The 15,091-nt window shown below is 61.0% G+C and carries 14 protein-coding genes; 12 read left to right on the plus strand and 2 right to left on the minus strand.

Going from position 1 to position 15,091, the window contains the following annotated elements:
- Nucleotides 1–97 precede the first annotated feature (97 nt).
- The 3 genes from DW180_RS04170 (at nucleotide 98) to DW180_RS04180 (ending at nucleotide 2,784) form a co-directional block, all read left to right on the plus strand.
- Nucleotides 98–922: a PfkB family carbohydrate kinase gene (locus tag DW180_RS04170; RefSeq protein ID WP_117758443.1), complete on the plus strand. Its 825-nt coding sequence runs from the start codon at nucleotides 98–100 to the stop codon at nucleotides 920–922.
- Nucleotides 915–1,244 carry a TIGR04076 family protein gene (locus tag DW180_RS04175; RefSeq protein ID WP_199569873.1) on the plus strand — a complete coding sequence of 110 codons (330 nt, stop codon included), beginning with the start codon at nucleotides 915–917 and terminating at the stop codon, nucleotides 1,242–1,244. The genes DW180_RS04170 and DW180_RS04175 overlap by 8 nt, the downstream gene beginning before the upstream one ends.
- Before the next feature lie 178 nt (nucleotides 1,245–1,422).
- On the plus strand, nucleotides 1,423–2,784 hold the full coding sequence (locus DW180_RS04180) for an ATP-binding protein (protein ID WP_118237600.1): 1,362 nt from the start codon (nucleotides 1,423–1,425) through the stop codon (nucleotides 2,782–2,784).
- A gap of 205 nt (nucleotides 2,785–2,989) precedes the next feature.
- On the opposite strand, the gene DW180_RS04185 is transcribed toward DW180_RS04180, so the two are convergent.
- Both DW180_RS04185 and DW180_RS04190 read right to left on the minus strand, forming a co-directional pair.
- Nucleotides 2,990–3,436: a low molecular weight protein-tyrosine-phosphatase gene (locus DW180_RS04185; RefSeq protein WP_199569875.1), complete on the minus strand. Its 447-nt coding sequence runs from the start codon at nucleotides 3,434–3,436 to the stop codon at nucleotides 2,990–2,992.
- A 51-nt stretch (nucleotides 3,437–3,487) separates the two neighbouring features.
- Entirely contained in the window at nucleotides 3,488–4,723 is a 1,236-nt protein-coding gene (locus tag DW180_RS04190; protein WP_233545174.1) for an MFS transporter, read from the minus strand.
- A gap of 167 nt (nucleotides 4,724–4,890) precedes the next feature.
- Here DW180_RS04190 and idi point away from each other — a divergent pair, with 167 nt between their 5' ends.
- The 9 genes from idi (at nucleotide 4,891) to DW180_RS04235 (ending at nucleotide 15,084) form a co-directional block, all read left to right on the plus strand.
- Complete coding sequence (gene idi / locus DW180_RS04195) at nucleotides 4,891–5,832, plus strand: isopentenyl-diphosphate Delta-isomerase (protein WP_233545175.1); 942 nt, start codon at nucleotides 4,891–4,893, stop codon at nucleotides 5,830–5,832.
- Between the two features lie 244 nt (nucleotides 5,833–6,076).
- On the plus strand, nucleotides 6,077–7,534 hold the full coding sequence (locus tag DW180_RS04200; RefSeq protein WP_199569877.1) for an SLC13 family permease: 1,458 nt from the start codon (nucleotides 6,077–6,079) through the stop codon (nucleotides 7,532–7,534).
- 97 nt (nucleotides 7,535–7,631) lie between these two features.
- Nucleotides 7,632–9,119, plus strand: a complete 1,488-nt coding sequence (locus tag DW180_RS04205; protein WP_118237606.1) for a UbiD family decarboxylase — start codon at nucleotides 7,632–7,634, stop codon at nucleotides 9,117–9,119.
- A gap of 33 nt (nucleotides 9,120–9,152) precedes the next feature.
- A complete protein-coding gene (locus tag DW180_RS04210) occupies nucleotides 9,153–9,731 on the plus strand; it encodes a UbiX family flavin prenyltransferase (protein ID WP_117855190.1) in 579 nt (192 codons plus the stop codon).
- A gap of 80 nt (nucleotides 9,732–9,811) precedes the next feature.
- Nucleotides 9,812–10,681, plus strand: a complete 870-nt coding sequence (locus DW180_RS10340) for a MerR family transcriptional regulator (RefSeq protein WP_199569878.1) — start codon at nucleotides 9,812–9,814, stop codon at nucleotides 10,679–10,681.
- A 195-nt stretch (nucleotides 10,682–10,876) separates the two neighbouring features.
- Nucleotides 10,877–11,746: a hypothetical protein gene (locus tag DW180_RS04220; RefSeq protein WP_118237608.1), complete on the plus strand. Its 870-nt coding sequence runs from the start codon at nucleotides 10,877–10,879 to the stop codon at nucleotides 11,744–11,746.
- A 79-nt stretch (nucleotides 11,747–11,825) separates the two neighbouring features.
- The gene (locus tag DW180_RS04225) at nucleotides 11,826–12,719 is read left to right on the plus strand and encodes an aldose 1-epimerase family protein (protein WP_117797584.1); all 894 of its coding nucleotides are present in this window, start codon (nucleotides 11,826–11,828) and stop codon (nucleotides 12,717–12,719) included.
- Between the two features lie 280 nt (nucleotides 12,720–12,999).
- Nucleotides 13,000–13,926, plus strand: coding sequence for a transporter substrate-binding domain-containing protein (locus DW180_RS04230; RefSeq protein ID WP_117637677.1), 927 nt, complete (start codon nucleotides 13,000–13,002; stop codon nucleotides 13,924–13,926).
- Nucleotides 13,927–13,935: 9 nt separating this feature from the next.
- On the plus strand, nucleotides 13,936–15,084 hold the full coding sequence (locus DW180_RS04235) for an amino acid ABC transporter permease (protein ID WP_089573111.1): 1,149 nt from the start codon (nucleotides 13,936–13,938) through the stop codon (nucleotides 15,082–15,084).
- The last annotated feature ends 7 nt before the right edge of the window (nucleotides 15,085–15,091 follow it).

Here is a 15,091-nt window from a genome sequence, read left to right on the forward strand (position 1 = left end):
AACGCCGTAACCGCTCGACTCCGCTCGCAACGTTCCCTGCGCTACACTTAGTCGCACTGTGGCGCTGCGCGTCGCGCCCGAAACAAGGGAGACCTTCATGAAGAATACTCAGCTGCTGCTGATCAACGATATGTGCGGCTACGGCAAGGTCGCGCTTTCCGCCATGCTGCCGGTGCTGTCGCACATGGGCTACCGTATCCATAACTTGCCGACGGCGCTCGTTTCCGACACGCTTAACTACCCCAAGTTCTACATCCACGACACCACGGAGTACGTGCGTCAGAGTCTTGCCATCTGGGAGGAGCTCGGCTTTGAGTTCGACGCCATCTCGACCGGCTTTATCGTGACCGAGGAAGAGACGCGCATCATCTCGGACTTTTGCCACCGCCGCGCGCAAAAGGGCACCAAGGTGTTCGTCGACCCCATCATGGGCGACAACGGCAAGCTCTATGCGGGCGTGCCCGAGTCCACGATTGGCCTTATGCGGCATCTTCTGGAGTGCGCAGACTACGCGGTGCCTAACTATACCGAGGCGTGCCTGCTTGCCGATAGGCCTATTGCCGAGGAAATTACGCCCGATGAGGGCCGCGCCCTTGTGGACGCCGTGCGCGAGCTGGGTGCCAAGTCGGTGGTCATTACGAGCGCCGTGGTCAATGGCACGAACGCGGTTATCGGTTACGACCATGTAGCGGGGGAGTACTTTATGATTCCCTTTGAGCTCATTCCGGTCTATTTCCCGGGCACGGGCGACACGTTCTCGGCGGTGCTCGTCGGCCGCGTTATGGCAGGTTGGAGTCTGCAGCGCGCGACGTCCGATGCCATGCGTGTGGTGGCTGAGCTTATCGAGCGCAATGCCGACCAGGAGGACAAGTCGGCCGGCCTTCCCATCGAAGCCTGCCTGGATGTGATTGACCATGAGTAACGCTGGCGAGGGCGGCGCCAAGCCTGCGGGCGGGGGCAAGCCGCTCGGCGCGCCGCGGGACAAACGTCCGCGTATCCGCGTGAGCTGCGTGGACCAGCTGGGAACGTGCCGCTGCCATCATGGTCACAAGCCGGGCGACGTTTTTGACTTCGACCGAGACCGCGGCAAGATGTGCGCCATGGCCTGCCATGTGGGCTTTCCCTATATCGATATCCTGCGCTATGGCGGAACCGTGCCTGGCAACGAGCCCGGCACGGCAAAGTTCTGCTGTCCCGAGGTCGACACGTTGAACGTCTGGCTTGCCGAGATCGTCGACGAATAGCCGGATGTGACAAAGGGGCGGGCCCTTTGTCGCATCCGCCGATGGTGCCCCTTCTTTTTTGCCTATAATCCTAAATCTCTGCATTTCATCCGATATTAGGTTCTAAAAACTCTGCATTTCATCGATAATCAAGCATATAAACCTTGCATTTCATTTGATGACACTGAGGGGAGAGCCTATGCTGCGTAGGAAAATAGCGGCAGAGCTGGAGCGTTGGCTGAAGTCTGCCGAGCAAAAGGCCTTATTCATTACGGGTTCTCGCCAGATCGGCAAAAGTTATTCGATTCGCGCATTTGGCAAAGCCAGCCATGCAACCTACATCGAACTCAACCTCATGGAAAATCGCCAGGCAAAAGATGCTCTTCTCGAGGCACGGGATGCCGACGATTTCATCAGCAGGGTGACGCTTCTCTCGGGAAAGCCGATAGCACCGGGCAAAACGCTCGTGTTTATCGATGAGGTCCAAGAGGCCCCCGACATCATGACGATGGCAAAGTTCCTTGTTGAGGACGGGAGGTGCCGCTGGGCGTTTTCGGGGTCAATGCTCGGGACCCAGTTCAAGGTCGTTAGGTCCTATCCCGTGGGATATGTTCACGAGCTTAGGATGTTCCCGCTCGATTTCGAGGAGTTTTGCTGGGCGATCGGGGTGAGCGAGGGAGCTCGCCAAACGATACGCGACGCGTGTATCAGCGAGAAGCCCATTCCTGATTACATTCACGACGCGATGATGGCAAACTTCAGGACCTATACCGTTGTCGGTGGAATGCCAGAGGTCGTGCAGCGTTTCCTTGACACGCGGGGCGACCTTGCCTCTGTTCGTCAGCTACAGTCAGAGCTCAACGAACAGTACCGGCGGGATATCTCCAAGTATGCAAGCGGGCGAGCCCTTCAGGTGCAGAGCATTTACGATCAGCTCCCTATTATGCTCGAGGGCGAAAACAAACGCTTCGTGCTCAATTCCATTGACCTCAAGGCGCATTACGACAAGTACCAGCGAGATTTTGTCTGGCTTGTCGATGCCGGCGTTGCTCTCAAGGCGGATATCGTAACCGAGCCAAAGTCGCCCCTGCTCAAGACGGCACGGCCATCGCAGTTCAAGCTATACCAATCGGATACGGGCATGTTGATGGCGCGCTACCCCGTTGGCGTCGCCCAGGCGGCGTATCTTGATAGCAAGGAACCCAATCTGGGCGGCATTTACGAAAACGTGGTGGCCCAGCAGCTGGCTGCCCAGAATCGCCAGCTTTACTACTATCAGACGAAAAAGCGCGGCGAAGTGGACTTTGTGGTCGACGGACCGGATGGGACGGCTGTCCCGATCGAGGTTAAATCGGGCTCCTATTACCACGCGCACGCTGCGCTCGGTCATGTGCTTGATACGGCCGAATATGGCGTAAGGCTCGGGATTGTTTTCTCGAGAGGCAACGTTGAGCGCAACGGAGCTGTTCTTTATTTGCCGCTATATGCGACCTGGGTCCTTTCGGATGTTTTGGGCGACTCCCGTGCCGAGGGGATAAAGCTGGAGGTCAAGCCGGTCTAGGGCCAGTCCCGAATGTGACAAAGGGGCAGTCCCTTGGTCGTATCGAGTTCCACTGCCCGAGAAAATGAGCGTGGATTTTCTCCCGTTTAGAGCGCACTTGAACGCTCAAAGTGGGAGATTTTCCACGCTCGATCTGTATACGAGAGAAAATCCACGCTCGATGTATACCGATGACGCGGTTCGCGCGGTTTGTGCGCCCGCAAACCTACATCTGCTCGAGCATGGCAGTGCAACCGTCGAGCACGTCGCGGTAGGTGGCATCGAAGTTGCCGGTGTACCAGGGATCGGCCACGTCGCCGGGGCGCTCGGTCCAATCGAGCAAGCGCGTAATCTTGCCGTCGGGGTCGTCGCCAAAGATGCGGTGCAGGCCGCGGGCGTTCTCATCGTCCATATAGACAATGTGATCCCAGTCGCCATACTCCGCGCGACGCACCTGGCGCGCGCGATGTGCGACGACGGGAATCCCGACCTCGCGCAGCTTGGCAACAGTGCCACGATGCGGTGGGTTGCCAATCTCCTCAGTCGAGGTCGCGGCGGAATCGATGACAAACTCGTCCGCGCGTCCGGCGCGGTGCACCAGCTCGGTAAACACCGACTCAGCCATCGTCGAGCGGCAGATATTTCCATGACAGATAAACAGTACACGTTGCATGTGCGGTTTCCTTTCGATCGCCATCATCGAGCTCGAGTATCGCATCTACGCCTATGCCCTCGCCCGCCTGCGCTCCCAGCGAGCCAACTTGATCGTCACCAGCGTGAGCATCCAGGCCACAAGCGAGAACGCGGCGCCCACTGCGCCCACGTACGCAATGCCAATGCTGCTTACCACGGCGCCGCCCACTGCGGTGCCAAACGAGATACCGACGTTAAACGCCATGGGCTCAACCGAACTTGCGAGTACCATCGATTTGGGATGGCGGCTGCGTGCCACGTCCATAAAGTGTGTGATGCACGAGACTGAGAACAGGTACATGAGCAGCGCCAAGCTAAAGACAAAGACCAGTGCGAGCGGCATGGTGCCGCCCACGGCAAACAGCCCGAGTAACGCCGCGGCCTGCAGCACAAACGTCACAAGCAGTGCCTTCATGCCAAAACGCGCGTCGATCCATCCGCCCAGGATGTTCGAGATCAGGCAGAACACGCCGTAGGCCATAAGCGTGGTACTGGCTTCGACCGTGCCCATGCCCAGCACCTGCTCAAGATAAGGCGTCACGTAGCCGTAGAATACGTAGACCGAGCCCACGCCAAACAAAAAGATGAGCATGCCGGTGATGATGCTCGGCTCGCGTAGCAGACCCGCCTGCTCGCGGAAGGTGGCGGGCTCATCGGTCTGCCCAGCGCGCGGCATAAACGCCACGAGCGCTCCGCAGATTAGAACGGCAAAGGTCAGCGTGCCGTACATGGCCATGTGCCAATCGAGCGTGTCGGCCACAAACTTGCCGATCGAAGTGACAAAGACCATCGCCACGGAAAACGCACCGTACACCACCGAGATGGCAAGCGAAGTTTGCTGCGGGGACAGCAGCTCGGGGATGTACGTCACGCCCACGGCGAGCAGTGCGCCCGAGACAGAGCCCAGGACAATGCGCGAGATAAACAGTACCTGGAAGTTGGGCGCCAACGCCATGACCAGGTTGCCGAGCACAAAGACGATGCTGTAGCACACGAGCAGCCGGTAGCGGCGGAAGCGTCCCGTGCTGAGCGCAAGCACCGGCGTAGCGATGGCGTAGACGAGTGCGAACACGCTGATGAGCTGGCCCGCTGTGGCAAGCGAGATGCCGAGCTCCGTCGCCAGGTCGCTTTCGATGCCGATGACCACGAACTCGGAGCAGCCGAGCGAGAATCCCAACAGCACGAGCAGCGCCAGGCAGAGCTTGGTGCGCGCGGGGGAGAGCGCGGCGGCGGTTGACTTACTTTTAGGCGTGGTTGCGGCGGTCAAGGTTGTAACTCCAATGTCGCATGAATAAGCGGGATTCAATCCCTGCAACTCTAACAGAATGTGTCAGGTGCCTGCCTCCTTTGTCGCAGGCTGCGCTTGCCTGTATAGTCGCAATACAGGCGAAGATGGTCTCAGGTACATTGCGGGCGACAGGAGATCCCATGGGTATGCACACGACAAAGGTTGTAGTGGGCGAGGGCAAGTTTGCGCTCGAGGCCCAGTTGACGGTGACGCCGCGAGGCATGGCGGTGTACGCCTGCTCGCCGGAGTTTGCGCACCTGGGCGCCACGGCGCAGGCCATTCCTCGCCCCGAGCCCGGCCGTACGGCGACGGTGAGCATCCTGGCCGTTCCGTGCCATCGAGACGAGATCCCGGCGCACGATATTGCGGCGGCGCTGGCCACGCGCTTTGGCGTGCCGGTAGTTGCAAGCACGGGTTTTCATGTGGAGAACGCGACCGCGGACGACTTGCGGCGCATGCTCGATACCACCAAGGAACTCATCGCCGCGCTCGAGGAGGCCGCAGCCCGCATTCTGCGCGCCGGCTGGGATAAGGGCGGCGCAGGCGCCGAGGTCGTGGCGGTCGATGTCGCGACCGGCGAGGCGCTTGGCCCCGTCGACCGCATCGAGGCCCATACCGGCGAGGGAATCCTGCATCAGGCATTTCTGACGCTTCTGGTCGAGGGCCAGGGCGAAGACGCGCGCCTGCTGCTCTGTCGTCGCAGTCCGCTCAAACGCCTGTGGGGCGGGGTGCTGGCCGATAGCTGTGCCGGCCATCCGCTCCCCGGGGAAGACGTCGCGGCCGCCACGGCACGTCGCATCAACGAAGAGCTTGGCATCACGCGCGAGCCCGATCAGCTCAAGCACCTCGGACACGTGGTGTACCGCGAGGACCACGGCGACGGCCGCTGCGAGTGCGAATGGTGCGAGGTCTACCTTGCCCATGTTGAGCCGGGCGAGCTGCATATCAACCAAGAGGAGATCTCGGAGGTGCGTCGCGTGGCTCCGTCCGAGCTCAAAGGCTATCTGCAGGGTCACCCCGAGCAGCTGGCCCCCTGGCTTCGCGAGGCCCTCAGCGACCCATCCATCCGTACGGCCCTCGCTATGTAACAAAGGTACAGTCCCTTTGCCATATCCAAACCGTCACAACATTCGATGAAAATCTCGAAAACGAGGAAAAGCGTCGAATGTTGTGATGGTTTTTGTCCAGGGGACCGCTTCTCATCCAAAAATCCCGCTTGACTGTATTGCAACAACACAGCGCAACGTAAGGAGTGTCCAATAACGGGCACTCCCTTTTGCTGTAGCGGCACACGCCGCGGCGCCGGGTGCCCCCAACAAGAAAGGTGGGGAGATGGAAGCGGAAAAGAAGGCGTTTAAGATCACCAAGCGCGAAATTGGCTTTGTGTTGGGTATCGTTGTCTTTTTGCTGGTGAAGTTTCTTCCTTTGGCGGAGCTGAGCTCGACGGTCGAGCTTACGGTCGGCGGTCAGACCTGTCTGGCGTTGACGCTCGCCACGGTGGTGTTCTGGGCGTGTGGCGTGGCACAGCCGGGCTTTGTGGGCCTGCTCTACTGCGCGCTGCTCGTTCTGTTCAAGGTGTGCGTGGACGACACGGGCGCCGCGAGCATCTCGGCGACGGTCGCCTCCACGTTTAGCTCGTGGACCAAAGCCACCATGTGGCTCGTCATTGGCGCCTACCTCATCGCCAGCGCGGTCAAGGAGTCGGGCCTGGGCGAGCGCATCGCCTATGCGTTTATGCTCAAGTTCGTGCGCGATGCCAAGTCGCTCATCATCTCGATCTTCGCGCTCACCTTTGTGCTGTCGCTGCTGATCCCGCACCCGTTTCCCCGCGCCTTCCTCATCCTCGCCGTCGTCTCGGTCATCGCCGAGTCCGCCGGCTACGGGGACGACGACAAGGGTAAGCTCGGCTTCCTCGTGTTTGCCGCTGCCGCCCCGGGCTCCATGTTCTTCCTGACGGGCGACTCCACGCTCAACCCGCTCGTTGCACAGTACAGCGCCGAGGCCGGCGGCATGAGCCCGTCCTTTATCGACTGGTTCCTGTACATGAGCGTGCCCATGCTGGTTGCGCTGCTGTGCACCCTGTTCCTGGGCCTGTTCCTCTTTAAGCCCAGCAAGGAGCTCGTCTACGATCGCGAGCAGATCGTGGCCAAGCAGGCCGCGCTCGGCAAGCTCTCCGTCAAGGAGATCCGCACCATCGTGTGGCTTGTCATCGCCATCGCGCTGTGGCTTACCGTTTCGGGCGATTACATCGGCTGGGTGACACTTGCCATCGGCGTTTCTCTCGCCATGCCCATCATCGGCGAGGTCCTCACCCCCGCCAGCTGGAACGCTGTCGACATCAAGTCCCTCATGTTCCTGACGGCTGCCATGGCCGTGGGCTCCGTGGGCGGTGCCACCGGCATGAACGCCTGGATCGCCGATGTCGTGCTTCCCAGCTCCGTGCCCGAGAACATCTTCCTGTTCGCCCTGCTTGTCGCCGCGCTCTCCATGGTTATCCATATGTTCATGGGCTCGGTCATGGCCGTGCTCGGTGTGTGCGTGCCGGCGTTCATCAGCTTCGCGGCCGGCTCCAGCGTAAGCCCGCTCGCCGTGGCGCTCATCGTCTTCACGTCCATCAACATCCACTACATCCTGCCGTTCCATAACCTGCCGATCCTTATCGGCGAGGGCAAGGACGCCGGCGGCTACACCTCCAAAGAGGCCATGCGCATGGGCATTCCCCTCACTGCGGTTGTCTTTATCGTCGTGCTGGTCGAGGCTGCCTGGTTCCACCTCTTTGGCCTGATGTAAACGGTCGAGCGCCTCATCTATGAGCGCCGCGGCCCCACTACGTTACCCAGCCCGGCGGCATCCCCGCCGCCGGGCACTCTCCCGAAAGGAGCATGCTATGTCCACTACCGATGCTTCCCAGATCCACGACCTGCGCTCCGCACTCGACTTTTTGCGCGAGATGCCGGGCCAGCTGCTCGAGACCGACACCCAGGTCGATCCGGACGCCGAGGTCTCGGGTGTCTATCGCCACGTCGGCGCCGGCGGCACCGTTATGCGTCCGACCAAAGAGGGTCCGGCGATGGTCTTCAACAACGTCAAGGGCTTTGACGATGCCAAGGTCTGCATCGGCATGCTTGCCAGCCGCAAGCGCGTTGCCGCCCTGCTCGATCTGGACGAGGAACACCTGGGCCTCGAGTTCGGCAAGCGCTTCGAGAACCTGATCGCGCCCGAGCAGATCGCCGAGGGTGCGCACGTCGACTGCCAGGAGGTCGTGTACAAGGCGACCGACGAGGGCTTTGACCTGCGCAAGATCGTTCCCGCTCCTACCAACACGCCCGTCGACGGCGGCCCCTACATCACCATGGGCCTCGCCTACGGCACGAGCCCCGACGGCTCCCAGTCCGACGTGACCATCCACCGCTTCTCCTGCGTCGACAAGGACAAGCTCGCCATGTGGATTACCCCGGGCAGCCGTCACCTGGGCGCGTTCTTTGACGAGTACTGCCAGCGTGGCGAGGACATGCCCATCTCCATCTCCATCGGCCTGGACCCCGCCGTGTACATGTGCTGCGGCTTCGAGGCTCCTACCACGCCGCTCGGCTTCAACGAGCTGCAGATCGCCGGCGCCCTGCGCGGCCACGCCGTCGAGCTCGCCGACTGTGTCACCGTTCCGCAGAAGTGCATTGCCAATGCCGAGTACGTGCTCGAGGGCTACCTCATGCACGACGAAACCATCAACGAGGACGTCAACGGCCACGGCTACGCCATGCCCGAGTTCCCCGGCTACACCGGTGGCGCCAAGGTATGCCCGGTGATCAAGATCACCGCCGTCACCACGCGCGTCAACCCCATTATGGAGAGCTGCATCGGCCCTTCGCACGAGCACGTTTCCATGGCCGGTATCCCCACCGAGGCTTCCATCTACAAGATGGTCGAGACCGCTATCCCGGGCCGCCTGCTCAACGTCCACGCTGCCCCCTGCGGCGGCGGCAAGTTCGTTGCCATCATGCAGTTCAAGAAGTCGAGCAAAAATGACGAGGGCCGTCAGCGCAACGCCGCCATGCTCGCCTTCTCGGCGTTCTCCGAGCTCAAGCACGTCATCCTCGTTGACGAGGATGTCGACATCTTCGATATGAGCGACGTGATGTGGGCCATGACCACGCGCTTCCAGGCCGACGTCGACCTCATCACCATCCCCGGCTGCCACTGCCACGTGCTCGACCCGTCCAACGACCCCGCGTTCGATCCTTCGATCCGCGAGCACGGCATCGCCTGCAAGGCCATCTTCGACTGCACGGTTCCGTTCGACCTCAAGAAGAATTTCATCCGCTCGCAGTTCATGGAGATCGACACAGATAAGTGGGCAGCAGAGCTCGCTTTCTAGTGCGTAGCCCTATCAAGTAGTCAAGGAGTTGTCATGCCTGAGTCTTCTGTCCGTCCCCGTCGCATTGTCGTTGGCGTGTCTGGCGCCAGCGGCGCTGCGCTGGGTCTCGAGTGTCTCAAGTGCCTGCGTCAGGCCGGTGCCGAGTCGGCGCTTGTCGTCACGCGTGGGGGAGAGATCACCATCGAGCAGGAGCTCGGCATGACGCTCGACGAGTTTGCCGCGCATGCCGATGTGGTCTACGACAACAAGAACATCGGCGCCGCCATCGCAAGCGGCACCTATCCGGTCGACGGCATGATCGTGGCCCCGTGCTCCATGAAGACGCTCGCCGGCATCGCAAGCGGCTACAGCGAAAACCTGCTGCTGCGTGCGGCCGACGTGCAGATGAAAGAGCAGCGCCGCCTGGTGCTCATGGTGCGCGAGACGCCCTTCAGCGCCATTCACGTCGATAACATGGCGCGCCTGGCGCGCGTGCCCGGCATCATGCTCATGCCGCCTATGCTCACGTTTTACAACGGCCCCGCCACGCTCGATGACGCGGTGCATCACATCGCCGCCAAGGCGCTCGAGGCCGTCGGCGTGTCATGTGCAAACTATAAGCGCTGGTCATAGGCGTCTTTAGGGTAGGATACGAGTAGTGTTTGAGCCCGCTGCCCCTGTGGGCGGCGGGCTTTGGTGTGTCGGGAGGACCTATGCAGACGGGCATGTATGCGATTGGCGAGATGGCGAGCCTGTTTAACGTTTCGCGCCAAACGCTCATCTACTACGACAAGATCGGCCTGTTTAAGCCCGCCGTGGTTAACGAAAAAGGCTACCGTTTCTATTCGCCCACGCAGATCCCGCTCATGCGTCTGATCTGCATGCTGCGCGACCTAGGGCTCGAACTCGACGAGATTGACCGCCTGACCTCGACGTTCGACATCGGAGAGATGACCGATCACCTGCGCTCGCGGGTGCAGGCGCTCGATGAGCAGATTGCCGGGCTCAAAGCCGAGCGTTCGAGCGTGCAGGAGCGTCTGAGCTTTTACGACGAGGCGGTTTACTGGCGCGAGCGCGAGGGTAGGCCGGAGCTCAAGCAATTCGAGCGCCGCTACGTGGTCTTTGAGGAGTTTCCGGGCGATATCGAGCGCGGCCGCTCGATGCTCCATCCCACGCTCATGCGGGCCATCCTGCGCATGCGTGCGTTGACGGGCACGCGCCCTATGCGCGGCTGGGGTGCCATGCTGCGTCGCGAGGCGCTGCATTCCGACGACCCTATTGCCGGCGCCGGCTCCTTTGCCGTGCTGCCGCGCGGTGCCGAGGAGCTGCTGCCGAGCGATCCCGCCGAGCTGGCAGAGATTGGCATCGAGGTGCTGCCCGAGGGCACATATCTGTGCATGAGCCGCTGGGGCATGCCATACGAGCCCGAGGGCATCCGCGCCATCGTTGCCTGCATGGACGAGCACGCGCTCCAGCCTATCGGCAACGCCTTCGACTTTTGCTACCTCGATACCACGAGCTACGACGAGTCCCACCAAGAGGACTTCTGCTGCATCCAAATCCCCGTTACCCTCCAGATGTGACAAAGGGACAGTCCCTTTGTCACATTCGCGGCATGGCTGCCGCCCAAACCATCACAACATTCGATGAAAATCTCGAAAACGAGGAAAAGCGTCGAATGTTGTGACGCTTTTCCTGTCTGTGCCGGCGAGCTCCCGTGTCATCTGGGGGTATAAGGCTAGCAAGTGTTTATTTGCGAGGCTTAAGGGGCGCCCCGTATGGATATCGATAACTTTGAATGGTGGTATAGCGAGGGCGAGGCTCCGGACGAAGAGTGGGACGAGCCCGCGCCGTGTGACGTGTCGAGCGACGAGGACGAGACCGGCAACGATGCCGGTGTCGAGCCTGAAGCCGCCTCCGATGCCGCCGAACCCCTAACCTTTGAACAGGCTTGGGCCCAGGCCGAGGCCGACGAGGCGAAGGCCGATGCCACGGCCACGCTCGGCGAGCCGGCTGATATGTCGATCTCGCCGGCAAAGACCCCACAGCCGCGCCATACCATCGACCCCGGCAGCACGGCATCCTTCAGCATACTCGACGTGCCCGTGCAGGGTGCCCAGGCGCCCGCCCCCACCCATCGCCCCAACCTGGCTCGCGAGGAAGACGCGGGCCGTCGCTCTCCGCTCGGCCCCATTCTCATCGCCTTTATGGCCGGCGTCATCGCTTGCTCGGCGATCGGCAGCATCTGGGGTCATGTCGAGCAGCAGCGCCAAGACGCCGCCAAGGTCGAGATGTCCGTCGAACAATCGCTCAGCCGCACGCGCTCGGTGCATGTATCGGTCGAGGTCAAGGACGGCGCGACGTGGGACACCGCGCGCGGCGACAGCCAGATGCTCGTCCATATCGTGGGTCGCACGCTCAAGGGGCAAGCGATCGACGAGTACCAATACGTCAATTCCGAAGGTGACGGCATCGAGCTCAAGCCCGGCGACTACGAGCTCACGGTCGATGAGCCGCCCGTCGCCACCGACGGCACGCGTTACCGTGCCTCAAAGCGCATGGTTCCGGTGAGTTTTAATTCACAGGCGCCCGATACGGTCGATAGCACGCCGCAGGGCGGGTTTGACCTTTACGCTATTGCTCAATAACTGCACCTGTCGCTCAACCCCGCCGCCAAGAGTGGGACAATAGCCCTCGACACCGTTGTTTACTATTGGAGGAAGTAGCATGTCCACCGTCACTACCATCAAGCGCGGCGGCCTCACCGCGGCCATCGATTCCATGGGCGCCCAGCTCACGAGCCTTGCCCTCAACGGCAACGAGTATCTGTGGCAGGGCGACCCGGCCTTTTGGGGCAAGCATGCGCCTATCCTGTTCCCCATCGTGGGATCGCTGCGCAACAACATGGCGACATCTGCGGCCGGCACCTGCGAGATGCCGCGCCATGGACTCGCTCGCATCGTCGAGCACAAGTTGGTCGAGGTTTCGGAGGATGGCTCCTCGGTAACGTACGAGATCACTGACACGCCCGAGTTGCTCAAGGCGTTCCCGTTCCACTTTAAGCTCAACATGACCTATGCCCTGACCGGCGACGCCACGCTCACGCAGACCTTTGCCGTCACCAACACCGGCGACGTGGCCCTGCCGTTCTCGGTGGGCGGTCATCCTGCATTCAACGTGCCCGCCCCCGGTGCCGAAGACGAGGCGTTCGAGGATTACGAGCTGGCGTTTACCGAGGCTTGGACTAACGAGGCCCCCATCATCACGCCCGACGGTCTTATGACGTTCGAGGGCAGCTACAAGGCTCCCGATAACTCGGACGTGCTGCCCATCACGCACCGCAGCTTCGATAACGATGCCATCATGTTCACCGATGTCCCGGGTTCCACGCTCACGCTGCGCGGCCGCAAGTCGGGCCACGGCGTCAAGATCGACTTTGAGGGCTTTAAGTACATCGGCGTGTGGTCTGCCGCCAACGACGCCCCGTTTGTGGCGCTCGAGCCCTGGACCGGCCACACCACCATGGACACCGAGGACGACGTCTTTGAGCACAAGGTCAACACCATTACCTTGGCACCGGGTGAGACGGACGTTCGCAGCTTTAGCGTTACCCTGCTCTAGAGGTTCCGCCGTTCTAACGAACGACGGACCGGTCGACGCTGCGCGCCACCCAGAGCGACAATTTGTCATTCAAAAGGCAAGGCATGACCAGAAGGTCTATGCCTTGCCTTTTTCATGCTAACTTGTTCGCTCTGGGTGGCGCCCGCTGGCATTGCCAAAACATCGACGCTCCCAATGACTACCGTGTGTCTATTAATTTTTCGAGCTTGTGCTGCGCTGCTGGTCGCTGGCGTATATCCTGTTAAGTCGTCAGCATACGATTCAACAGGGAAGGCAGATTATGCATTCTCCCCATCAACGCGACGCGCATCCACAGCCGGTATGCAGCCGTCGCATCTTTTTGGGTAGCGCTCTCGCTGCGAGCGCTTCTGTCGTCGCCGGCGCACTTGCCGGCTGCCAGCGTCCCTCCACGCTGGAAGTAGTTCAGTCCACGACGGGCGGCGGTCGCGACGACCTGTCCGATTCTGTGATCGGCAAGGATAAGATCCGCATCGGCATGGAGGCGGCCTACGCCCCGTACAACTGGCAGGTTTCCGAGGCCAGCGAGTTCACGATCCCCATCGACAACGTGCAGGGCGCCTATGCCGATGGCTACGACGTGCAGATCGCCAAGATCGTCTGCAAGGCTCTCGGCGGCGAGCCCGTTGCCGTCAAGCAGAGCTTCTCGGGCCTTATCGACTCGCTCAACAACGGCCAGATTGACCTCATCATCGCCGGCATGAGCGCCACGCCCGAGCGCGAGGAGTCCGTCGGCTTTTCCGACCCGTACTTCATTGGCTACTTTGGCCTGTTCGTAAAAGAGGGCTCGCCCTACCAAAACGCCACCAAGCTCAGCGACTTCAGCGGTGCCACGGTGCTCGGCCAAAAGGACACCATGCTCGATACCGTCATCGACGAGATTCCGGGCGTTGTGCACAAGAACCCGGTCGATTCGGTCCCCACGGTGTTCTCGAATCTGCTGCAGGGCACGTGCGACGCCGTGACCTACAACACTGAGAACGAAAAGGGCTATATGGCCCAAAATCCCGGTATCGTCCCCATCCACTTTGCCGAGGGCGAGGGCTTTAAGCAGGAGGTCACGGCAAATGTCGGTTGCCGCAAGGGCTCGGACAAACTGCTTAAGCTCATCGACAAGACACTCAAGGGCATTAGCCAAGAGGAGCGCGACCAAATGTGGGACGCGTGCCTCGACCGTCAGCCGGCATAGGGAGGCAGCATGAAAGCCATCAACCGTCTGGCCTCCTTTATCAAGGCCGACCACCGTTATGTATACCTGGGCACGAGCGTCATCGCGGCGCTCGGCCTGGCGTTTAGCCAGCGCAACCCCACACCGCTGAGCTTCTTAGCCCCCACCGGTATCTTCCAGGATTGCCTTTGGGCGATTCTTTGGGCCTGGATTGTCGTGTCGGCAGCGGCGCTTGTCACCAAGCTTATGCACTGGAGTGACTATCGCGAAAAGTCGCCGTTCGCATCCGAGCGTTTCCGCCGCGGCGCGCGCCTGGGTAGCTATGTTGTGGTCGCTATCGCGGCGATCTTCTTTATCGACCGCTGCGTCATGTCGTTTATCGACCTGGTGCAGGTGAGCATTGTCTCGGATTCCAACCCCAGCGACTTTTTGTCGAGCCTGGTCTACATGACCTACAAGAGTGGCGATTTCTTTATCCGCGGTATCGAGATCACCATCGCGCTTGCGACCTTCGGTACCGTCATCGCATTCTTCCTGGCGCTGCTCTTTGTGTTCCTGCGTATTCAGACCTTTGACCGCGTGGACAACGACCTGGTGCGCTTCTTTAAGAGTATCGGCCGCGGCTTTGCGACCATCTACTCCACCATCGTGCGCGGCACGCCCATGATGGTCCAGGGCCTGCTCATCTATTACGCGGGCTTTACCGTTTTGCGCGGCATGGGCTTCGAGACCGCTCAGGCCAACCAGATCTGGAGTACCTTCACCGCCGGCCTCGTCACCATCTCGCTCAACTCCACCGCCTACATGATGGAGGTCCTGCGCGGCGGCATCGAGTCCATCGATCCCGGCCAGGCCGAGGCAGCGCGCTCGCTGGGCCTGTCGCAGTGGCAGGCCATGCGCAAAGTCGTGTTCCCCCAAGGCATTAAAAACGCGATTCCGGCGCTCACCAACGAGCTCATCATCAACATTAAGGACTCGTCGGTGCTCTCGGTCATCGGCGTGTTCGACCTTATGTACGCTACTACCACGGTCGCCGGCGTGTACTACCGCCAGATGGAGGTCTACTGCGTGGCGCTCGTGGTCTACCTGATCCTGACACTCGTGGCGAGCCGCCTGCTCGAAGCCTTTGGCAAAAAGCTGGGCGCCGAGGCCCCTGCCACGCTGCCCAGCTCCAACTAGGCGCAAG

The sequence above is a fragment of the Collinsella sp. AM16-21 genome (genome assembly GCF_003471905.1).
Lineage (GTDB): Bacteria > Actinomycetota > Coriobacteriia > Coriobacteriales > Coriobacteriaceae > Collinsella.

Coding starts and splice junctions, on each gene's coding strand:
- DW180_RS04180 (WP_118237600.1), top strand. CDS start 1,423: ATGCTGCGTAGGAAAATAGCGGCAGAGCTGGAGCGTTGGCTGAAGTCT.
- DW180_RS04230 (WP_117637677.1), top strand. CDS start 13,000: ATGCATTCTCCCCATCAACGCGACGCGCATCCACAGCCGGTATGCAGC.
- DW180_RS04175 (WP_199569873.1), top strand. CDS start 915: ATGAGTAACGCTGGCGAGGGCGGCGCCAAGCCTGCGGGCGGGGGCAAG.
- DW180_RS10340 (WP_199569878.1), top strand. CDS start 9,812: ATGCAGACGGGCATGTATGCGATTGGCGAGATGGCGAGCCTGTTTAAC.
- DW180_RS04185 (WP_199569875.1), bottom strand. CDS start 3,436: ATGCAACGTGTACTGTTTATCTGTCATGGAAATATCTGCCGCTCGACG.
- DW180_RS04220 (WP_118237608.1), top strand. CDS start 10,877: ATGGATATCGATAACTTTGAATGGTGGTATAGCGAGGGCGAGGCTCCG.
- DW180_RS04170 (WP_117758443.1), top strand. CDS start 98: ATGAAGAATACTCAGCTGCTGCTGATCAACGATATGTGCGGCTACGGC.
- DW180_RS04210 (WP_117855190.1), top strand. CDS start 9,153: ATGCCTGAGTCTTCTGTCCGTCCCCGTCGCATTGTCGTTGGCGTGTCT.
- idi (WP_233545175.1), top strand. CDS start 4,891: ATGCACACGACAAAGGTTGTAGTGGGCGAGGGCAAGTTTGCGCTCGAG.
- DW180_RS04235 (WP_089573111.1), top strand. CDS start 13,936: ATGAAAGCCATCAACCGTCTGGCCTCCTTTATCAAGGCCGACCACCGT.
- DW180_RS04225 (WP_117797584.1), top strand. CDS start 11,826: ATGTCCACCGTCACTACCATCAAGCGCGGCGGCCTCACCGCGGCCATC.
- DW180_RS04205 (WP_118237606.1), top strand. CDS start 7,632: ATGTCCACTACCGATGCTTCCCAGATCCACGACCTGCGCTCCGCACTC.
- DW180_RS04200 (WP_199569877.1), top strand. CDS start 6,077: ATGGAAGCGGAAAAGAAGGCGTTTAAGATCACCAAGCGCGAAATTGGC.